Raw genomic sequence first — 21091 nt, forward strand, 5'->3', positions numbered from 1 at the left:
CAACGCCGGAAGATGCGAAATAATGCGGGAAGGCGGAAAGTTGAGAAGTTTATAAGTTGAGAAGGTAGAAAGTTAAAAGGGCGGCTCAGTAGCGCCTTGCCATTATCTCACTCCTTAACTTTCTACCTTCTCAACTTCCCAACTTTCTATCTTCCTACAGTCCCAGCAGGTCCTGCATACCAAACACGCCGTGGCGGCCGGGTAGCCACTCGGCGGCCAGCAGGGCGCCCTGCACAAATCCGTCGCGGGTGTGGGCCTCGTGCTTCAGCTCCAGGCTGTCGGCAGCGGAGGTGTACGTAACAATGTGCGTGCCCACCACCGTGCCCGTGCGCTCCGACAGAATAGCCAACTCGTGCGGCTCGGTGGCGGCTTCGTTGCGCCAGGAGGTTTTTGCAGGGAAGTGGCGCAGAATGCCCTGGGCCGCCGTGAGGGCCGTGCCGCTGGGCTGGTCCACCTTCTGGGTGTGGTGAATCTCGCGGACCTGCACGTCGTAGCCCCCAAACTGGTGCATTTTGGCGGCTATGTACTCGTTGAAGTGAAAGAACAGGTTGACGCCCACGCTGTAGTTGGAGGCGTAGAACAGGGGCGTGCCGGTTTGCTCACTCAAGGCCTGAGCCTCGGGAAAGTGGTGCAGCCAGCCCGTAGAGCCGCACACCACCGGCAGGCCCTGGCGCAGGCAGGCCGCCACGTTAGCAAAAGCCGAATCGGGGTGGGTAAACTCGATGGCTACGTCAGCCTGCGCCGGCGAAAAATCGGTGATGCCCACCTCGGGGCGAGACGGGTCCACGATGCCGGCAATTCGGTGGCCCCGGCTCAGGGCCTGGGCTTCGATGGCCCGGCCCATTTTGCCGTAGCCAATCAGGAGAAGATTCATTTGCTAACGTTCTGAAAACGGTGGTTGGCGACGTTTGCACCAAAACGCCACCGGACGGCCTCAAGAAGCCGGGGAGAGAAAACACTTATTTAAGCTGAAGCGTGAGGGCTACGCCCGCCTGGGGCCGGACGCTGCCCCCCGCTGGCGGCAGCAAGGTAGGGTCAATCCGCAGGCTCAAATCTTCACTGACATCAAAGTCGCGCAGGTGGGCGTCCACTAAGGCATCCAGAATAGTGAGCGTGTACGCCAGGGCCGTGTAAGCAATAAAGGTGTCACGCTTACGGCGGTAGAAAACAATGCCGTTCTGCACATTTTGCACGCTGGTCTCCTGACTGGACCGTGGGCCAGGGTCGGGCTGGCCATTTTCGCGGGCCTGCTTGCCGCGTACGTATTCTTTGTAGCGAATCTGGTAGAAATACAAGCCGTAGCCGGTGCCGCCCAGCGCCCCATACACCAGCGGCAGCTTCCAGTACCGGCGGTTGTAGAGCTGGCCGGCGCCGGGCACCGCTGCCGCCAGGATAGCCGCTTTCTGGGGCCGCGTCACCCGGAAGCCCAGCAGCCGCTCGGTGCGTCGCAGCGAGTCGGTGCGGGCGTCCTGGGCCGGTGCTACCCGCGCCGAGTCGGGCCCGGTTGTCACAATTTGGGCGTGGGCGAAGCGGGCCAGCGGCAGCACCGCCAGCAGCACCGAGAGTAGTGCTACGTAGAATACTCCGCTCGTCTTCATGGGGTAGTTTATGTTTTACGCAGGATGCAGAATGTGCAAAATGCGTTGCATATCCTCCACCGAGTCGAAGGCAATCTTGATTTCGCCGCGGCCCTGGGGGCCGGGCTTTACCAGCACACGGGAGCCAAACCGCTCGGACAGGTGGCGCTCGGTGCGGCGCAGCTCGGCGGTGGGCACCAGCGAGGCGGCGGGCTCAGCGGCTTTCTTGGCGTCGTCGGGGGCGGGACTGGCGGGGCCGCTGCGCACCAGCTGCTCCACGCGGCGCACCGAGAGGTCCTCGGCTACGATGCGGTGGAACAAGCCCAGCTGCTGCTCGGTGCTCTCGATGTTGATGAGGGCGCGGGCGTGGCCCATGCTGATAACGTTGTCGCGCAGGCCAATCTGGATATCCGGGGGCAGCTTGAGCAGGCGCAGGTAGTTGGTCACGGTCGAGCGGTTCTTGCCCACCCGGTCGCCCAGCTCTTCCTGCTTCAGGCTGCACTCACTCACCAAGCGCTGGTAACTCAGGGCTATTTCGATGGCGTTGAGATTTTCGCGCTGGATGTTCTCAATCAGGGCCATTTCCAGCATCTGCTGGTCGTCGGCCTTGCGGATATAGGCCGGAATGGCGTCGAGGCCGGCCAGCTTGGAGGCTTGCAGGCGCCGCTCCCCGCTGATGAGCTGGTAGGCGTTGGTGCCGGTTTGGCGCACCGTTACGGGCTGGATGATGCCCTGAATCTTGATGCTCTCGGCCAGCTCCTGCAAAGCCTGCTGGTCGAAATGGGTGCGGGGCTGGTAGGGGTTAGCCTCAATCTGCCCTACCGGAATCAGCCCCACGGAGTTTACGGGGTGAGGCACCAGCCCCAGCCGCTCGCTCTTCTTCTCGTAGCTGCCTTCAATCAGGGCATTCAGGCCCCGGCCGAGGCCGCCGATTTTGCGCTTTGCCGCCGCGGGAGCCGCTGCCGGAGTATTCTTTTCTTCGTTTTTCTCGGACATACCTGCAATCAGCCCTCGCCCAATAGCACGTGGCGAAAGCGGGAGTCAAAAATACACAAACGCCGGGGATGGGCCGGAAATTTTATGTGGCACAAGCTTCAGCTTGTGGCCAGTGAGTGGAAGGCCAGAAAACCAGCAGCTTGTCCAGGGCTATTCCTCAACTGATAAGCTACGAAGACGAGAGCTAATGTTAGAACTAGAGGGTATTTTCCTCCTTTAAAAGGAGGAGCTAGGGGTGGTAGACTGTTGACCCCACCCCCAACCCCCTCTCCAGAAGGAGAGGGGGCTCTAGTTCTATGCTGTAGCTCTAATTGCTGTTCTGTCGATTGTCGACCACCCCTAACCCTCCTTTCCAAGGAGGGGAACTAGCTTGTAGTTTTAACCTTAGTTCTAATCCAAAGCCTGGGTTATTTCTGGAAACGCGCTGCTGGCCCATTGCCGGAAGCTACAAGCTGAAGCTTATGCTACAAAAAACGGCCGGCGAAACTCGCCGGCCGTTCTGGTGCTAGGCTGCGGTGTCTTCGGCGGCTTCCGGCTCGCCGGCCGCCTCCACGTTCTTTTCCACGATTTCGCGGGCCAAGTTGAGGTAGCTGATGGAGCCTTTGCTTTCAGCATCGTGCAGAATGACGGGGATGCCGAAGCTGGGCGACTCCGACAGCTTCACGTTGCGCGGGATGATGGTGTCGAAGACCAATTGCTGGAAGTGGAGCTTCACTTCTTCGACCACCTGGTTGCTCAGGCGCAGGCGCACGTCGTACATAGTGAGCAGGATGCCCTCAATTTCCAGCTCCTCATTCAGGCGGCTCTGGATGATTTTGATGGTGTTCAGCAGCTTGCCCAAGCCTTCGAGGGCGAAGTACTCGCATTGCACGGGGATGATAACCGAGTTGGCGGCCGTCAGCGCATTAACCGTAATCAGACCCAAGGAAGGAGAGCAGTCGATGATGATAAAGTCGTACTGCTCGGCCAGGGGGCGCAGGGCCTCCTTCATCTTTTCCTCCCGATTGGGTAGGTTGATCATTTCCACCTCGGCACCCACCAGGTCGATGTGGGAGGGCATCAGGTCGAGGTGGGGAAGCAGGGTGGTTTGCAGGATGATGTCCTGGGCGTTGATGCCGTCCACCATGCACTCGTAGATGCTGTTCTGAATGTCTTTGGGGTCGAAGCCTACGCCGGAGGTGGCGTTGGCCTGGGGGTCGGCATCCACGAGCAGGGTCCGATACTCCAGCGCCGCCAGCGAGGCGGCGAGGTTAATCGAGGAGGTGGTTTTGCCGACCCCGCCCTTTTGGTTGGCTACCGCAATGATTTTGCCCATATCGGGGGTGGTTGAGTGCTCGGGTCTAGCAGTGGCAACCTACAAAAATGCAGGAAAAGTCCACTGCCTGCCGCTAAGTGGCTTACAAAGTAACGGATTCGCCGATTTTCAGCAGCACCAGCTCTTTGCCAGCCTGCTGGGCTTTGGCCGTGGCCTCGGCGTGGTTGATGCTGATGGGCGGGAAGGAGTCGAAGTGCATGCCGATGATGCGGGAAGCGCCGGTCCAGTCGGCGGCCACCAGGGCATCGTCCACATCCATGGTAAAATGCCCGCCGATGGGCAGTAGGGCCACATCCAGCTTGTGCCGCTCCCCGATGATTTTCATGTCGTAGGTCAGGGCCGTGTCGCCGGCGAAGTACAGGGTCTTACCCTCGGCTTCGATGATAAAGCCGGCCGCTACCCCACCATACGAGCCATCGGGCAAGGAGCTGGAATGAGCGGCGGCCACCATCTTCACCGAGCCGAAGGGCAGCCGCACGGTGCCGCCCAGGTTGATGCCGTAGGTGGCGTTCAAGCCTTTCTGCTCAAACCACCCCACCACTTCCGCCACGCCCACCAGCTGGGCGCCGGTGCGCCGGCCGATTTCCTCTACGTCGGCCACATGGTCGCCGTGGCCGTGGCTGAGCAGGATGAAGTCGGCGGGAATGGCCTCCACGTCAACTTCCTGAGCCAACGGGTTGGGCCGGATGAAGGGGTCGAAGAGGACAGCGCTGCCGCCCGCCCGGAGCAGGAAGCAGGAGTGGCCGTAGTAGGTCAGCTGCATACAGAAAGGATAGGTGGACGGCGCAAGGGCCGCAAACCCCGGATGTGGGATACCTTTGCAAATATACACTGTTTCGCCGTTCCCATGCTCCCGTTTTTGCGCTGTGCCGCCGGTTTTGGCTTGCTCTCGACCAGCCTGCTACCCGCCTGCTCGGGCCCCGCGCCGGCCACCGATGCGCGCCGCGTCTTCCGTTACAACCAGCCGGAAAGCCTCACTTCCCTCGACCCGGCTTTTGCCCGCAACCAGGCCAATACCTGGGCCGTGACCCAGCTCTACAACGGCCTGGTGGAGCTGGACGATAGCCTCAAGCCCGGCCCCAGCCTGGCCCGCCGCTACGACATCAGCCCCGATGGCCGCCGCTACACCTTCACCCTGCGCCCCAACGTGTTTTTTCACGACTCGGAGGTGTTTGCGGGGGGCAAGGGCCGGCGCGTCACGGCCCAGGACTTCGTGTATTCGTTTCGGCGCCTGCTGGACGGGGCCACGGCCAGCCCCGGCGGCTGGATTTTTCGGGGCAAGGTGCTGGAAAAAGCCGATGGGGAGCCCTCGGACACCTGCTTCGTGGCCGTGAATGATTCCACCCTGCGCATTCATTTGCAGGAGCCGTTTATTCCGTTTCTGGGCATCCTGACCATGCCCTACGCCTACGTGGTGCCGCGCGAGGCCGTGCAGCGGTACGGTAAAGACTTCCGGGAGCATCCGGTGGGCACGGGGCCGTTTCAGTTCAAGGAGTGGGACGAGGGCAACGCCATCATCTACCACCGCAACCCCGGCTACTGGAAGAAGGATGCCCAGGGCCAACGCCTGCCCTACCTCGATGCCGTGCAGATCAGCTTTATCCAGGACCGCAAAACCGAGTTCCTGACGTTTATGCAGGGCAAGCTGGACTTTCTGAGCGGCATCCGGGCCGGCTCCCGCGACCTGCTGATGTATCCGGACGGCCGGGTGCGGGACGACTTCCAGGGCAAGTTCCGCCTCCAGAAAGTACCTTACCTGAACACCGAGTACCTAGGCATGCAGCAGGACCTACGGAACTTACGCGGCGACAACCTGGCCACCGGCCAGGCCTTGCAAGACAAGCGGGTGCGTCAGGCCCTGAACTACGCCCTCAACAAACCCGAGCTGCTGGCCTATTTTCTCAATAACGTGGGCAAACCGGGCCATTCGGGTTTCGTGCCGGCCTCGCTGCCCTCGTTTGATGCTCAGCAGGTGCCCGGCTACACCTACCAGCCCGACAAGGCCCGGCAGCTGCTGCGCGCCGCCGGCTACGGCCCCGGCCTCAAGCCCCTGCGCCTGCGCCTGAGCACCGTGGCCGAAACCAAGGAATACGCCGAGTACTACCAGAAAAAGTGGGCCGAAGTAGGCGTGCAGGTCGACATCGACGTGAACCAGGGCGCCGCCCACGGGGAGCTAATCGACAATGGCCGCGCTGCCTTCTTCACCCGCAGCTGGCTGGGCGACTACCCCGACGCCGAAAACTACCTGGCCTTGTTTTATAGCAAGAACTTCGCCCCGGCCGGCCCCAACAAAACCCACTTCCGCCGCCCCGCCTACGACCAACTCTACGAGCAAGCCAAGCTGGAGCAGAACACCCAGGAACGCTACGCCCTCTACCAGCAGATGGACCGCCTCATCGTGGAAGAGTGCCCCGTCATTGCCGTGTACTACGACGAGGTAGTGCGCCTCACCCAGAACAACGTGCGCGGCCTCACGCCCAACCCCATGAACCAGCTGGTGCTGGAGCGGGTGCGGAAGGAGTAGTTGCCTCACCCCCTAGCCCCCTATCCTTCCGAGAGGGGAAACTAGCTGCTAGTTTTTTAGAGCTAAAATCAGATAGTAATTCTAAAGCTAGTCCCCCCTCTCTGAAGGAGAGGGGGCTAGGGGGTGAGGCACCTACAGCTAGAGAAGAAAAAACCCCGCTACCATCCGGCAGCGGGGCTTTGTGTACTTAAACGCAGCTTAACCTACGACCTCCGCGTTTTGCGCGGGCGTTTCGGCGACACGTCGGCGGCGCCGGTGCCGGGTTCGGCGTCGGTATCGTCGGCGGCGGGAGTGGGGCGGTTGCCGCCCTGGCGCTGCTGGGCTTCGCGCTCCTGGGCAGCTTTCATGGCATCCTGGAGACGGGCAGCGAAACCGGTGGGCTTCTTGTCCTTGTTCTTGATTTTGTTGGCCTCCAGCTTGGCCCGTACCTTGGTGTCGTCGACGAAGCGGCGGGTAATGGCCTGCTGGGCCAGGGTTACCAGGTTCGATACGAGGTAATACCAGGTGAGGCCGGCGGCGAAGTCGTTGAGCACGAACAGGAACACCACCGGCATCAGGTAGCTGTAGAACTTCATCGGGCCCTGCATGGCCGTGGGGTTCATGCTGTTGCTCTGGTAGGTCATGAACAGGGTCGAAATCGTCATCAGCACCGTGAACAGGCTGATGTGGTTGCCGAGGAAGGGCAACGCGAAGGGCAGCTTGATGGGGTCGTCGTAGGTGCTCAGGTCCTTGGCCCACAGGAAGCTTTCCTGGCGCAGCTCGATGGCGTTGGGGAAAAACTGGAACAAAGCCAGCAGAATCGGGATGGTGAGCAGGGTGGGGATGCACCCACTCAGCGGCGACACGCCCATGGTCTGGTACAGCTTCATAGTTTCCTGCTGCTGCTTCATGGCGTCGTCGGGGTGCTTTTCCTTGATGGCGTCGATTTCCGGCTTCAGCACCTTCATGCGCGCCTGCGACTCGTAGGTTTTGTAGGTCAGCGGCCAGGTCACGAGCTTAATCAGCACCACCAGCAGGGCGATGATGATGCCGTAGGAGCTGATGAACTGCTCCAGAAAGTGGAACACCGGCAACACCACGAAGCGGTTCATCCAGCGGAAAATTCCCCAGCCCAGGTACACGTTCCGGTCGAAGCCGGGCGCCACATCCTTGAGCACGTTGAAGGCGTTGGGGCCGAAGTAGAAGCGGAACTGGGCCTTGCCCTGCTGCACGTCGGCGGCCGGCACGGTGAGCGTGGTGCTCAGGGTCTTGATGAAGGTGGTGTCCTGGAGGTTCACCGTCGAGGTAAACTGGCCCGAGGCAAACGGCGCCCCGTCGGCAATCAGCCCCGCCACAAAGAAGTCGTGCTTGTGGGCGGCCCACTTCAGCGGCTCCGTCACCTTGATTTCCTCCGGGTTCTCGGAGGCTTCGGTCAGGGCGCCGTGGTCTTCGGAAGCCAGGTAGTGGTTGATGGTGGTGTGGTTGCGGTTCTGCTTGCGGTCCTGCTCGGTCTGGCGCACGTGGTCCACGAAGGTCAGCGTCAGCGGCTCCTGGGCTACGGTGGAGGTCAGGTTCTGGAAGCGCAGGCTGTAGCCCACCTCGTAGCTGTCATCAAACAAGGTGTAGGCCTGCTCCATCTGCCCCCCGGCCACGGCGGCCGTAAAGGTCAGGCGCTGGCCTTTACGCTCTCCCTCAGTTACGGGCTGCGCAGCGCCAGGCTGAAAATACAAATCCGACAAACGCACCGTGCGGCCGTCGGTGGTTTGGAAGCGGGCGTCGAGCTGGGCGCTTTGGGCATCAAACAGGTCGAGGGGCTGGCCGAAGAACGTCTTGTACTTGTTCAGGCGCACGGCCTCCACGCGGCCTCCTTTGGAGGAAAAGGTAACGGTCAGGTTGTCGTTTTTCAGCTGAACCTGCTGGATCGTGCCCTGAGCCGCTGTGGCAAACGCGCCCAACTGCCGGGCCAAGGCGGCCGAATCCAACGGCGCGGGCGCGGCGTTGGGGGCGGCCGGGGCGGCAGTTTCCGTTTTGGCCGGTGCCGCGGCCGAGTCCGGTTTGGGCTTCTGGGCGAAGAACTGAAGATAAATCAAGAGCAAGGCCGCCATCAAAAACAGGCCAATTGCTGAATTTCTGTCCATTAGTAGAGGTGCGTACAGAGAAGTGAGAGGTGAGACGCGGACGAGGTAGGCCACAGCCCGTGCTCAATAATCCGGCTATATCCCCGCAAAGGTCGGAGTTGTCAGGCGAATATTTTTCGCCGCGGCTGTTTTGTCAGCCTGGCGGCAGACTTAGCCAGCAGAGCTGGCGCGTCTGCCCGCCGGGAAATGGGGCAAGTCTCCGGACTTGCGGCCGCGCAGCGGCCAGCCGGTGCCGCGCCGCATGAACAAGGAGTGGGGCAGAAGACTGTAACGCGAAGTTGTACTTCGCGAGGCGCGTGGACGATTGGTGTGGCATCGTTCCAACGCCTCGCGAAGTACAACTTCGCGTTACACATTTCAAGTCTTGTACACGGTTGTATGCGGCGCGGTGCCGCTTGGCCGCCTGCGGCAGGCGCAAGTCGGGAGACTTGCCCCATGTTCGTGGCTAGAAGTCGCGCCGCCTGTGGCGGCAAGACTTCTGCCAGGGTTGCCACCGGCGTCTGCTGCCAAGCCTTACACTTTTCGGTGCTGGATGGCGGCTTTCACGAAGCGCACGAACAGCGGGTGGGGATTTTGCACGGTGCTTTTCAGCTCGGGGTGAAACTGCCCGGCCACGAACCAGGGGTGGTTGAGAATTTCTACCACTTCCACTAGGCCGGTTTCGGGGTTGATGCCGGAGGGGACCATGCCGGCCTCCTCGAAGCGGGCCAGGTACTCGTTGTTGAACTCGTAGCGGTGGCGGTGCCGCTCGCTGATGTGGTTGCGGGCGTAGGCTTTGGCCGCCTTCGAGCCCCGGCGCAGCTCGCAGTCGTAGGCACCCAGGCGCATGGTGCCTCCTTTCTGGGTGATGCTCTTCTGCTCCTCCATCATAGCAATCACGGGGTCCGGGGTGTGCGGATTCATCTCCGTGGAGTTGGCTTCGGGCAGGCCCAGCACGTGGCGCCCGAACTCCACCACCGCCACCTGCATCCCCAGGCAGATGCCGAAGAACGGAATGCCGTTTTCGCGCACGTAGCGCACGGCCGCAATCTTGCCCTCGAAGCCCCGCTCCCCGAAGCCCGGCGCCACCAGCACCCCGTCGCAGCCGTGCAGAAGCTGGGCTACGTTGTCGGCGTTCAGGTGCTCACTCTGGATGCTGCGCACCGTGACTTTGCACTCGTTTTGGGCGCCGGCGTGCACGAAGGCCTCGTTGATGGACTTGTAGGCGTCGGGCAGCTCCACGTACTTGCCCACCAGGGCAATGGTCACTTCCTCGGTGGGGTTTTTCAGGCGGCCTAGGAAGTCTTTCCAGGCGTCGAGGTCGGGGTGGGGGGCGCCGCCCGTGAGCTTGAGCTTCTTGATAACCCGGTCGTCGAGCTGCTCCTTGAGCATGAGCAGGGGCACGGAGTAGATGCTGTCGGCGTCGAGGCTCTCGATAACGGAGTTGATTTTGACGTTGCAGAACAGCGCAATCTTGCGGCGCATCTCCATCGGAATCGGGTGCTCGGAGCGGCACACCAGAATGTCGGGCTGGAGGCCGGCCTCGCGCAGGTCGCGCACCGAGTGCTGGGTTGGCTTGGTTTTCAACTCCCCGGCCGCCGCCAGGTAGGGCAGCAGGGTCAGGTGAATGACGAGTGAATCGTTGGGCGGCAGCTCCCAGCGCAGCTGGCGCACGGCCTCCACGAAGGGCAGGCTCTCGATGTCGCCGATGCAACCCCCGATTTCGGTTATCACCACGTCGAACTCGCCGGTCTGGCCCAGCAGGAGCATGCGCCGCTTGATTTCGTCGGTGATGTGGGGCACCACCTGCACGGTTTTGCCCAGGTAGGCGCCTTCGCGCTCCTGCCGAATCACGTGGTCGTAGATGCGGCCGGTGGTGACGTTGTTGGCCTGGGAGGTGGGCGTGTTCAGAAACCGCTCGTAGTGGCCCAGGTCGAGGTCGGTTTCGGCCCCGTCGTCGGTCACGAAGCACTCCCCGTGCTCATAGGGGTTGAGCGTGCCGGGGTCGATGTTGATGTAGGGGTCGAACTTCTGGATGGTAACCCGGAAGCCGCGGGCCTGGAGCAGCTTGGCCAGGGAGGCCGAGATGATGCCTTTGCCCAGCGAGGACGTAACGCCGCCCGTTACGAAAATAAACTTGGCCGTAGTGGCAGCCGCGGAGGTGGAAGTTCGGTCTGGCATAACGGGAAACAAAGCTACAGGATTCTGCCGGGCCGCCGGGCTTGCAGGTAGTTTTATTTCGGCGTAGGGAGGGGGCTGACGGCGAGGGGGTGCGCTTCTTTGCAGGACGATCAGCGCGAGCAGCTGCTGAATTACAAGCTGATGGTGTACGTGTGCAGCGGCGACGAAAGCGAGAAGCTGCAATGGTTTCGCACTATCAACATTGCGGGCGAGCGGCTGACCGAGCAGGAAATTCGCAACGCCGTGTTTGCCGGGCCGTGGCTGAGTGACGCCCGCCGCTACTCCCATAAGACTGGCTGCCCTGCCTATCAAATAGGACCTTGGCCGGCAGTACTATTCAAAAGCCTTTGTCCAGTGCGGACAAGGGCTTTTTACTCTTCTTCCTTATTCGGGCGGGTCCGCGAAACACACCCGCCCGGCAGAAGGCAAATCTTCCCTGTCAGGCGGGGTGGAGATGTACATTCGTAAATTATCGTATTCCTGGCCGATGCTTCCACAACAGAGCCGGTTACGCTTCCGATAGCGAGGACAAATACAACTTAGACCGTAGCGGGCTTATGGTCTTTCAGCAAGTCACAAAACTCAGTGAAAGTATCTGCCAAAAAGTAGGTATCTCCCTCATCCTCACGAGATTTGGCAAAAAAGTGGTTGTGGTCCCAATAGTACACGCCCTTATCCTCCCCTTCGGTGATGAGCAAGATTTGGTGTCCGCCTGGGTCGTGGCCTATAACCAACTCTTTTTCCCCTATTTCTTCATCGTGTTCTGCTAGCCAATAGCCCAGCGTGAGGCCGCGGCTTTGCTCGTTCGTCAACCCATACAGGACGTGTAGTAACACCTCTTGGTCAAGGTCTTTCACGAAAAATGTTTGTTTGTTCACTCTCGCGCCGTTATGCTTGATGAGGAACTGGCGGTAGTCCTCTGGCAGCGAAAAGCCTATTTGTTGCTCAAATGCCCGAACGGCTTCCTCGCTGTTTTCTCCCCAGGGTGAGATATTCATCATGGCTGCTTTTTTCTTAAAACGCGCTTCGTAACGGGTGCTGAATCGGACTGGGTAGGGGCTGAGTTGGCCTGCTGCTTGAGCAATGAGCGGGCCCCGTAGTGGGTAAAGCGCCTATGAATGGTAAAATCTACCTCCTGCATAGTCCGCATGTTTTGCTTGTGGTGCCACGTGTTGCCATCTAAAATGGGCCCCAATGGCGCTAATTCGTCTGCCTTCGCAAAGTCTTTGTCGCAGTCCCCAATCATCCCCTCAATATCGACTTGCTGCCGGGCGTACTTGTCAAAGTTAGGCTCGTCGCCTTCATAGACAACTGAATTGTGCTCCCAATCAGTGTACTTCCAGTTGCCGTTGTCCAGCAGCTCGATGATGCCGCCTTTGCGGTACCACTTGGCAATCGCAGGAGCGTAGAGCGGCTTCTGCTGCGGGTCGAGAGCTGTCTTGGGCGGCTTGGGTGCCTGCGGCGGGGCAGCCGTTGGCGGAAGGGGAGGGGGCGCTGAACGTAGGGTGGCGCGCAAGGCGGGGGAAGGCAATAGCTCCGGCGGCTTGTTCAGGGCATTGAAGCGGACAACCGGGTCTTTCTCCCACCAGAGCTTGCTGTAGTTTTCCACCCGCGTCCCATCCAGGTTGATAGCCGTGGGCGCGAAGTACACATCGGTTTCCAGGGAGGACCGGCCGTTCTGGCCTCGGGCATCGAAGTGGACTGTGTAGTGTACGCAGTAGGCATCGTAGAACGTGAGGCGGCGGAAGGTGTGGCCTTCTTCGTGAAAGAAGCCCACGTGCCCGCTCACCTGCCGGTAGGAGTCTACCGCCAGCTCAGCCCAGAGGTTCTCCAGGGCCTCCAGCCCGGTAAGCGTAAGCCGGATGAGGCCGGCCAGCATGTCGGTGGTGGGCTGGCCCGTGTGGGCGACACGTTGCAGCAGAGAGTGTTGCGTGGAGGTGCAGGAAGCCCGATGACCGGCAACCTGCGCTTCGGCATGTAGGATGGGCACGACGAATAGCGTTGGTTAGCCCACCAAAATAGCTTTTTTCTGATTCAGGTTCTGTGGCATTGCCTGCACATCTTGCAGCTTCTAGCTCCAACCTATGCCCCGCCGCTTCCGCTCCCTGCTGCTCCTGTTGCTGCTTGCCGTTGCCCAAACCGGTGCCGCCCACGGCCCCGGCGACGATGAAGCACCCGAAACCAACGTGCTGCGGGGCCGCGGCCCGCGCTGGCTTAACCGGCTGCTCACGGAGTCGGCGGTGCTGCGCCAGCACCACGTGGGCATGAGCTTGACCGACGTAGCTACCGGCGAGAAACTGTATGAGCTGAACGCCGACCGGTACTTCACTCCGGCCAGCACCATGAAGCTGTTCAGCTTGTACGCGGCCCTCAAGCTGCTGCCGCCCGATTCGCTGCCGGCCCTGCGCTACGTGGTGCGCGGCGACTCGCTTATCTTCTGGGGTACCGGCGACCCGACCCTGCTGCACGGCGACGTGCCCAGCCGCCGCGCCCTCGACTTCCTGCGCACCCGCCCCCAGCAGCTGTTCTATACCGATATTCCCTGCGTGCCCGCCTTCGGGCCGGGGTGGGGCTGGGACGACTACAACTATTATTACCAGCCCGAGCGGGGCGCCTTTCCGGTGTACGGCCATACGGTGCGTTTCTATGCCACGGCCGGGCAGGCGTTGCCGCGCGTGCACCCGCGGTTTTTCAAGGATGCCACCCGCCCGGTGCCCGCCGGCACGCCCAATCCCGCCCAGGACCACGTGCGCCGGCCGCTGCTGGAAAATCAGTTTTGGGTGTATCCGAGCCCGAAGAACTGGGTGGATGAAACGCCCTTCCGCACCAGCCCCGCCCTGCTGCGCCAGCTGCTCCAGGATACCCTGCGCCGGCCCGTGGGGCAGGTGCCGTTTCGGGTGCGGCCCCAGGACTCGGTGCGCACCCTGCGCGGCCTGCCCGTTGATTCGCTTTACCGCCGTATGCTGCGGGTGAGCGACAATTTCCTGGCCGAGCAGGTACTGCTGCTGTGCTCCAGCCAGCTTGGCCTTGATTCCCTCGATACGGGCCGCGTTATCCGGCTCATGCAGCGCCAGCACTTGCAGGGCCTGCCCGACGCCCCGCAGTGGGCCGACGGCTCCGGCCTCTCGCGCCTTAACCTCGTCACGCCCCGCACGCTCACGGCCCTGCTGCTGCGCCTGCATCAGGAAGTGCCCGAGCCGCGCCTGCTGGACCTGCTGGCCGCCGGGGGCCGCCAAGGCTCTTTGCGCCGCCGCTACCGCGACCCGGCCGGGCCCTGGCTCTGGGGCAAAACCGGCACGCTCACCAACAACCACAACCTCTGCGGCTACCTGCGCACCCGCTCCGGCCGGCTACTAGCCTTCACATTCATGAACAACAACCTGCCCGGCGACGACACCGCCGTGCGCAACGAGATGGAGCGCATCCTGGGCGAAGTGCGGCGAAGGCTGTAGGGGCGCGTCGCACGCGACCGACTGGCAGACCATCTGCAACCTTGCTACCACAAGTGACGCCGCCCGGCAGCCCAATCAAGCGGCGTATTCATCAGCGTATTACCTCTTACCTTATCACTTCTTTATGCAGTCTACCCTTCACGACTACCAGCAGCTGCTCGCCGACATCAAGCAGCGGGTACGGGCCGCCCAGTACCGCGCCTTGCAAGCCGTCAATCAGGAGCAAATGCAGCTCTATTGGGAGCTGGGCCGCCTCATTGCCGAACGTCAACACCAGCAAGGCTGGGGCAAAAGCGTGGTTGAAACGCTGGCCCGCGACCTGCAAGCCGAGTTTGTTGGCGTCAGCGGATTTTCAGCGCAGAACTTGTGGTATATGCGGCAGTTTTATCTGGAATACAGCGCCTCAGAAATTCTCCAACCACTGGTTGGAGAAATCAGCTGGGCCAAGCACCTGCTGATACTGAGCAAGTGTAAAGACCCGCAGGAGCGACTGTTCTACACGCTGCAAACCCGCCGGAACAACTGGACCAAGGCCGTGCTGCTGCACCAACTCAAAGCCCAGGCCTATCAAAAAACGCTGCTTGCCCAGCATAATTTCTCCGCCACGCTGCCCGCCGCCCAACAGGCCCCCGCTACGCTGGCGCTGAAAGACGAGTATTTGTTTGACTTTCTGGAGCTGAGCGCCGAGCACTCCGAATATGAGCTGGAGCAGGCCCTGCTGGGCAACGTCCGGCGCTTCCTGAGCGAAATGGGCGGCGACTTCACCTTCATCGGCAACCAGTACCGCCTGGAGCTGGAGGGCAACGAGTACTTCGTGGACCTGCTGCTGTTTCACCGGGAGCTGCAGTGCCTGGTGGCCGTGGAGCTGAAGATTGACGAGTTCCGGCCGGAGTACGCAGGCAAGATGAATTTTTATCTGTCGCTGCTCAACGCGCAGGTGCGCAAGCCGCACGAGCAGCCCAGCATCGGCATCATCATCTGCCAGAGCAAGCAGCGCACCGTAGTGGAGTTTGCCCTGCGCGACATCAACAAGCCCATTGGCGTGGCCACGTACACCTACACCGACACGCTACCGCAGGAGCTGCGGCCGTTCTTCCCCAGCAATGAAGAGCTGGTGCGCCGCCTGGAGGCCGTGACCACCGCACTGAAAGGACCAGCGTAGGCCCGGCCGGCGGTGGCGACGAGCCGTAAGGCCACCGCTTGCCGCCGCGAAGGCGCGGAAAAACGTGTGGTATGCTCCGGCTCTGGTGCAGGTTGTGAGTTTCAGCTTATCTTGAGAGGCTGGCGCGGCACCACGTTGCCGTTAAATACGCGCCTGTGCTGATTATACCCTCGATGAAGCACTTGTATCGGAGCATTCGTTGGGCGGTGGGTGGCTTGGTTCTGCTCACGCCCGTAGTAGCCGCCGCCCAAACTGCTGAGCGGCGCACCAGCATTGGCATTACCGCCAACGCCTTGCAGTACCAGGGCCGCTTCGGCTCCGACTTCTGGAAGTGGGACCAGAACCAGTACGCGCCCGGCCTGGTTATCAACCAGTATCTGGGCCGCGGGCTGGACATAAACACGCAGCTATTCTACGCTGAGCTGAAAGGTCGCAGCGCGCCCACCCGGTTTTTTGCCACCACCCTCGTCAATGCCAATGCCAGCCTGAAGCTGAAGCTCAACAATGGCTGGGCCCTGAAAGAAAACGCCGTGGTGCAGCCTTACCTGCTGGCTGGTACCGGCCTGGCCTACGTGAGCCGCACGGGGCAGGCCGACACCGTGCGCGTCGACAACCAGCAGAGCTTTCTGGACCTGCACGCCGGGGCCGGCATCAGCCTGCGCCTGGGGCCGGTGGTGAGCCTTTTTGTGCAAAGCAGCCAGCACCGCCCCCGCCACGCCCGCTTCGACGGCCTGCCAAACCCCGCGGGGCGTGCCGACCAGCTGTGGCAGCACGCCGCCGGGCTGACCTTCAGCCTGGGCCAGGCTCCCGACGCCGATGAAGACGGCGTGCCCGACCGGGAAGACAAATGCCCTGGCACGCTTGCCTACGTGAGCGTGGACGAGCGCGGGTGCCCGCCCGATGCCGACCAGGACGGCGTACCCGACTTCCAGGACCAGTGCCCCGACCAGGCCGGCAACTTCAGTCTCGGCGGCTGCCCCGATGCCGACGACGACACCGTGCCCGACGCCGAAGACGCCTGCCCCAACGAAGCCGGCTCTATCGCCCTGCAAGGCTGCCCCGACACCGACCAGGACGGCGTGCCCGACAAAGACGACCTGTGCCTGGACACACCCGCTGGCGCGGCCGTAGACGCAAAAGGCTGCACCGTGGGCACTGCCACCACCACCACGCCCCCAACCGCCCCCGCCAACGACCCTGACAACGACGGCGTGACCGGCGCCGCCGACCGGTGCCCCGCCAGCCCCGGCCCGGCTGCCAACCGCGGCTGCCCGGAACTGAAAGCGGAAGCGCGCACCCTGCTGCGCGAAGCCACCCGCCGCATCGGGTTCGAGCTGAACCGGGCCACGCTGCTGCCCTCGTCGTATGCCGTGCTCGACAGCCTGGCCCAGCTGCTGCGCCGCTACCCCGACTACTCGCTCAGCATTGCCGGCCACACCGACAGCCGCGGTCCGGCCGCTTACAACCTGCGCCTTTCCCGCGAGCGGGCCGCCGCCGCCCGGCAGTACCTAATAGCCCAGGGCGTATCGGCCGCGCGCGTGGAAGGCCGCGGCTATGCCGCCCGCCACCCCCTGGCCTCCAACGCCACCGACGCCGGCCGCGCCCGCAACCGCCGCGTCGAGTTTGACCTGTTCCTGACCGGTGACCCCAACGCCGCCCAGGTCAAGTACGGCCCCGAGCCCACGGCCGCCGCCGCGGCGCCCGCCCGGAAAAAAGCGTCAAAGAAGCCTACAGCCCGAAAAGCGCGAACCAAAGCACAAAAGCGGCCGGTACCCGGCAAAGGCAAAAAGGCCGGTCGGCGCCCTCCTGGACAGAGCAGCAGGCACGACCAGCCCAAATGGTAGCCCGCCGCTACCTTGCTGCGTACGCCTGTCCCACGCGCCCCGTTATCAAAACCCAGCACAAAGCCGAAACCGAGGAAGCGCCGCGCCGCTACTTCTGGAGCCTGACGCCCCGGCAGCGGCTGGAACTGGCCATGAAACTGAACCAGCAGGCACGAGCCATTTATGCCGCGAATCCTGCTAACGTGCCGCAATCCATAGCTTCCACTGATGGAAGAAAAGTATTTAAATCTGCTACGCCTATTCCGCGCCAAGAGCGTTGAAGGTGCAGAAGCAGAGGTGTGATTATAAGCAGCAGCCGGTCAACATATCTTAACGGCTGCTCCTAGGTCGTGTGGGAGGCGGAGTAAGGATTATTGACGAAGGCGGTTGATTTCTTAAGCGCGTAGCAAAAGAATCCACAACGCTGTACACCTTGTGGTTTTGGCGGTTGTGTGTTGATAGGGCTATTCTCCACACAGATGGGTCGTAGTTCCCGTAAGTCAAGCCCAAGCTGTCATATTGCGCCGGCGAACAAGCTCTACCCAGTACTTTCTTTGTTATAATTCTGTAAAAAGCGTCACGGTACGCGTCACGGTAATATGTCCCCGGAGTTATAAGTTCGAGACCTGTGGCAATAAGAATTAGTTTGTTATCAAATTCCGCATAAGTGTTTGGACGGCAAAAATCAACGATTGGCACAAATTCACCAGCGGGATACAAAACCATTTGTAGGCTGTCATACGCTATGGTTTCATATTCCAGACAGTACAGCGAACTGCTGCCCCAGCGCTTGTCATAAGCCCGAATCAGACGTTTCAGCCCTTCATCCAGCGGAGTCTTTTGTGGTGCACTAGCTCGTTGTATAGTTTCTTCCAAGGCCACTGCCTTGGAGGGGTTAACGTCTGGTTGACATCCTGTCACAAGATAGACCAGCACCAGAAGCCGCAATACCAACATGAATCACTTACTTTTTAATACTCCTAATACAGCACCCGAAACTTGATGGTGTGCTCCACTTTGCGCAGCTCGCCGATTACCTCCTGCTCGTATTCTTTGTCGATGTCGGTGATGACGTAGCCGATGTGCTCGTTGGTTTTCAGGTACTGGCCGAGGATGTTGACGTGGTGCTGGGCCAGCACGTTGTTGATGCGGGCCAGCACGCCGGGCACGTTGTGGTGGATGTGGATGAGGCGGTGGGCCTGCTGCTCGGGCAGCTGAATATTGGGGAAGTTGACTGACTGCTGGGTGTTGCCGGTGTTGACGTACTGCATGATGCGCTCCGGCACAAACTCGGCAATGTTGCGCTGGGCCTCGGCCGTGGAGCCGCCGATGTGGGGCGTGAGCAGCACGTTGGGCAGGCCGCGCAGCTCACTCTCGAAGGTTTCCTGGTTGGTTTTGGGCTCGTAGGGAAACACGTCGACGGCGGCCCCGCCCAGGTGGCCCGAGCGGAGCACGGCGGCCAGGGCCGGCACGTCCACCACGTGGCCGCGGGCGTTGTTTAGGAGCAGGGCGCCGGGCTTCATCAGGGCTAGCTCCCGCGCCCCGATGAGGTTGGTGTTGGCAGGGCGGCCGTCTACGTGCAGGGTCACGATGTCGGCCTGCTGGAGCAGCTCGTCGAGGGTGCGGCACTTCACGGCGTTGCCCAGCTGGAGCTTTTCGGCCACGTCGTAGTAGAGCACCTGCATGCCCACGGCCTCGGCCACCACCGAGAGCTGGCTCCCGATGTTGCCGTAGCCCACGATGCCCAGCTTCTTGCCCCGGATTTCAAACGAGCCCCGCGCCGACTTATCCCACTCGCCCTGATGCATTTTGGGGTTTTTCTCCGGGATGCGGCGGGCCAGCATGATGATTTCGCCCAGGGCCAGCTCCACCACCGAGCGGGTGTTGGAGAAGGGCGCGTTGAACACGGCCACGCCCCGCTTCATGCAGCCCACCAAGTCAATCTGGTTGGTGCCAATGCAGAACGCCCCGATACCGATGAGGCGGTTGGCGGCATCCAGCACCCGCTGCGTTACCTGGGTTTTGCTCCGGATGCCCAAAATGCTTACGCCCTCAATCTGCTGCACCAGCTCGTCCTCGTCGAGGCCGCCGGGCACGGTGTCCACCTGGTAGCCCTCCTGCCGGAACAGCTCGGCGGCGCGCGGGTCGGGGTTTTCGAGGAGCAGCACGCGGATGCGGTTTTTGGGGTAGGAGAGCGTCATGGGCAGCTTGTTCTGGTAGAGAAATTCGTCGAAGGAGGGCAGCACCTCGTCGGCGCGGGCCACTACGGCGGCGCGGTGCACGTTTTCGGTGAAGGCGTAGAAGCGGTGGGCCAGGCCGGCCTCGCGGATTTGGTAGTCGGTGTAGCCGTCGCCGAGCACGTACACTGGGCCGGCGAGGTCCAGCTCGCGCAGCTGCCGGATTTTGCCGCCGTCCTGGCTGAGCACGTTGGAGGCGTCGAAGCCCGTAATGCGGCCCTCGGCGTCGAAGGTAAACGTGTTGGCCAGCACGTGGTCGGGGCGGATGCCGAAGTCGGCCACCACGGGCTCGATGAACTCCCGGAAGCCGCTGCTGACGATGTACACCCGCCCCGGAAACTGCTCGAAGAAGCGGCGGTTGCGCCGGATGCTCTCCGACACCTTGCCCTTAAGCCGCTCCACCAGCAGCCCCAGATGCTCGCGCCGCGCCGGCAGCAGGGCCAGCCGCTCCCGCAGCGACTCCGCAAAGCGCAGTTCCCCGCTCATGCCCCGGTCCGTCAGGGCCCGAATCTGGCCCACAACTTCCTCCCGGTTGGGCTGGCCCTGCAAGGCAATGTCGGCCAGCTCATCCAGCCCCTCTACTTGCGTAAAGGTGGAGTCGAAGTCGATGATGAGGTAAGGGAGGGGAGCGGGTTGGTCGGGCATAGCGGGGGCAATATCGGGCGGAATTGGAGGATGGCCGCACAGCGCCGCGGAAGAAGTTGCCGCCACCCGCTTCTGGCAGGGCACCCGCTCAAAGTGCTGGGCCGGATGAAGTATATGCTGAATCAGAAATATTTAGGTATGATTGTCCCATCCTCCTACTTGGTGCCTTTACCCACATGAAACGTTTTATGATACTCGTTTGCGGAATTTTTCAAAACATAGCGGCCAGCGCAGCCAGCAAGTACATTGGCAACTACAGCATTGATATAGGCGGGGGCGACGCCATGTCGGCGGTACACCTGCACATCTTGCCGAGCGGGAAGTATGCAGTTACATATTTCGGCGGCATGCAAACCGGGGTGTGGCAAGAATTGCCGAACGGCAAGCTGCAGCTGCAGCAGGACCACGACCCGGTGTATTTCTACGTGTATGCCCGGCAGAACTCGGCGCTGAAAGACTCGATCAAATTCAATTTCGATAATTGCGCCGAAGGGTCGGCCAAGGTTGCTTTTGCCGCCAAGAAAGGCTTCAGCAACACACTACGGCCGGTTTTCAGCCCGGATGGGCGGCGGTATTCCGAAGGCAACGAAGTCAGCCTGCCTGCGAGTGAGGTAACGGCGTTGTACCTGCTCGAAAACAACGAGTTCAAAAAGAAGCTGCACGAAGCCGAACGTCCCCGCACCCTAGACAATCTGCTGTATTCCTTCCCGGTCGACAAGAAGTACAACGACTACAAGATTATTCTGAACAAAGCCGCCAGCCAGCAGCCCAGTAACTATGTCGGCGAGTTTGTGGATGGTAACTTACTGCTGTACGGCACGGGGCCGTACCCGGAAACGATAAACTGCCGGGAAAAGCGGGAGCTGCGCGAGGAAGAGCGCAAGGAGCTGGAGGAGATGATGCAGGTGTACGGCGGCCGCTATGGCAGCCAAGCGCAAGCCACAGAGCATGCGAATGATGGACCGGTGAAAGTTGTGTACCAGCGACTCAAAGGCACGACGCAGGCAGTTAACCTAGGCGCCGTGACTTTCATAAAACCCTTGTTCCCGGCGGAAGCGCCGGCCGACAGCCGGTAAGCAGCAG

15 protein-coding genes are annotated in these 21091 nt (G+C 61.5%); 5 read left to right on the top strand and 10 right to left on the bottom strand.

Going from position 1 to position 21091, the window contains the following annotated elements; all coding sequences use genetic code 11:
* Positions 1 to 154 precede the first annotated feature (154 nt).
* The 5 genes from dapB to OIS53_RS00725 all read right to left on the bottom strand — a co-directional run bounded on the left by dapB (position 155) and on the right by OIS53_RS00725 (position 4651).
* Positions 155 to 874 carry a 4-hydroxy-tetrahydrodipicolinate reductase gene (dapB, locus tag OIS53_RS00705; protein WP_264680466.1) on the bottom strand — a complete coding sequence of 240 codons (720 nt, stop codon included), beginning with the start codon at positions 872 to 874 and terminating at the stop codon, positions 155 to 157.
* 85 nt (positions 875 to 959) lie between these two features.
* Positions 960 to 1598, bottom strand: a complete 639-nt coding sequence (locus OIS53_RS00710) for a DUF5683 domain-containing protein (protein ID WP_264680467.1) — start codon at positions 1596 to 1598, stop codon at positions 960 to 962.
* 15 nt (positions 1599 to 1613) lie between these two features.
* Positions 1614 to 2573 carry a ParB/RepB/Spo0J family partition protein gene (locus OIS53_RS00715; RefSeq protein ID WP_264680468.1) on the bottom strand — a complete coding sequence of 320 codons (960 nt, stop codon included), beginning with the start codon at positions 2571 to 2573 and terminating at the stop codon, positions 1614 to 1616.
* A gap of 505 nt (positions 2574 to 3078) precedes the next feature.
* The gene (locus tag OIS53_RS00720; protein ID WP_264680469.1) at positions 3079 to 3888 is read right to left on the bottom strand and encodes a ParA family protein; all 810 of its coding nucleotides are present in this window, start codon (positions 3886 to 3888) and stop codon (positions 3079 to 3081) included.
* Between the two features lie 82 nt (positions 3889 to 3970).
* A complete protein-coding gene (locus OIS53_RS00725) occupies positions 3971 to 4651 on the bottom strand; it encodes a metal-dependent hydrolase (protein WP_264680470.1) in 681 nt (226 codons plus the stop codon).
* Positions 4652 to 4735: 84 nt separating this feature from the next.
* Between OIS53_RS00725 and OIS53_RS00730 the strand changes: the two genes are divergently transcribed.
* A complete protein-coding gene (locus OIS53_RS00730; protein WP_264680471.1) occupies positions 4736 to 6412 on the top strand; it encodes an ABC transporter substrate-binding protein in 1677 nt (558 codons plus the stop codon).
* 203 nt (positions 6413 to 6615) lie between these two features.
* Here OIS53_RS00730 and yidC read toward each other — a convergent pair whose 3' ends face one another.
* The 4 genes from yidC to tssD form a co-directional block, all read right to left on the bottom strand.
* On the bottom strand, positions 6616 to 8529 hold the full coding sequence (gene yidC, locus OIS53_RS00735) for a membrane protein insertase YidC (RefSeq protein WP_264680472.1): 1914 nt from the start codon (positions 8527 to 8529) through the stop codon (positions 6616 to 6618).
* A 513-nt stretch (positions 8530 to 9042) separates the two neighbouring features.
* Positions 9043 to 10689 (bottom strand): CTP synthase, encoded by a 1647-nt coding sequence (locus tag OIS53_RS00740; protein WP_264680473.1) that lies wholly within the window; start codon positions 10687 to 10689, stop codon positions 9043 to 9045.
* A gap of 539 nt (positions 10690 to 11228) precedes the next feature.
* Positions 11229 to 11687, bottom strand: coding sequence for an SMI1/KNR4 family protein (locus tag OIS53_RS00745; protein WP_264680474.1), 459 nt, complete (start codon positions 11685 to 11687; stop codon positions 11229 to 11231).
* On the bottom strand, positions 11687 to 12679 hold the full coding sequence (gene tssD / locus OIS53_RS00750) for a type VI secretion system tube protein TssD (protein ID WP_264680475.1): 993 nt from the start codon (positions 12677 to 12679) through the stop codon (positions 11687 to 11689). The genes OIS53_RS00745 and tssD overlap by 1 nt, the downstream gene beginning before the upstream one ends.
* Before the next feature lie 94 nt (positions 12680 to 12773).
* On the opposite strand from tssD, the gene OIS53_RS00755 reads away from it, so the two are divergent.
* The 3 genes from OIS53_RS00755 to OIS53_RS00765 all read left to right on the top strand — a co-directional run bounded on the left by OIS53_RS00755 (position 12774) and on the right by OIS53_RS00765 (position 17147).
* Complete coding sequence (locus OIS53_RS00755; protein ID WP_264680476.1) at positions 12774 to 14141, top strand: D-alanyl-D-alanine carboxypeptidase/D-alanyl-D-alanine-endopeptidase; 1368 nt, start codon at positions 12774 to 12776, stop codon at positions 14139 to 14141.
* Between the two features lie 124 nt (positions 14142 to 14265).
* Complete coding sequence (locus OIS53_RS00760) at positions 14266 to 15303, top strand: PDDEXK nuclease domain-containing protein (RefSeq protein WP_264680477.1); 1038 nt, start codon at positions 14266 to 14268, stop codon at positions 15301 to 15303.
* 173 nt (positions 15304 to 15476) lie between these two features.
* Positions 15477 to 17147 (top strand): OmpA family protein, encoded by a 1671-nt coding sequence (locus OIS53_RS00765; protein WP_264680478.1) that lies wholly within the window; start codon positions 15477 to 15479, stop codon positions 17145 to 17147.
* A gap of 959 nt (positions 17148 to 18106) precedes the next feature.
* On the opposite strand, the gene serA is transcribed toward OIS53_RS00765, so the two are convergent.
* Positions 18107 to 20008 carry a phosphoglycerate dehydrogenase gene (gene serA, locus OIS53_RS00770; protein ID WP_264680479.1) on the bottom strand — a complete coding sequence of 634 codons (1902 nt, stop codon included), beginning with the start codon at positions 20006 to 20008 and terminating at the stop codon, positions 18107 to 18109.
* A gap of 23 nt (positions 20009 to 20031) precedes the next feature.
* Between serA and OIS53_RS00775 the strand changes: the two genes are divergently transcribed.
* The gene (locus OIS53_RS00775; RefSeq protein WP_264680480.1) at positions 20032 to 21084 is read left to right on the top strand and encodes a hypothetical protein; all 1053 of its coding nucleotides are present in this window, start codon (positions 20032 to 20034) and stop codon (positions 21082 to 21084) included.
* Positions 21085 to 21091 lie beyond the last annotated feature (7 nt).

This window comes from Hymenobacter sp. YIM 151500-1 (assembly GCF_025979885.1).
Taxonomy (GTDB): domain Bacteria; phylum Bacteroidota; class Bacteroidia; order Cytophagales; family Hymenobacteraceae; genus Hymenobacter.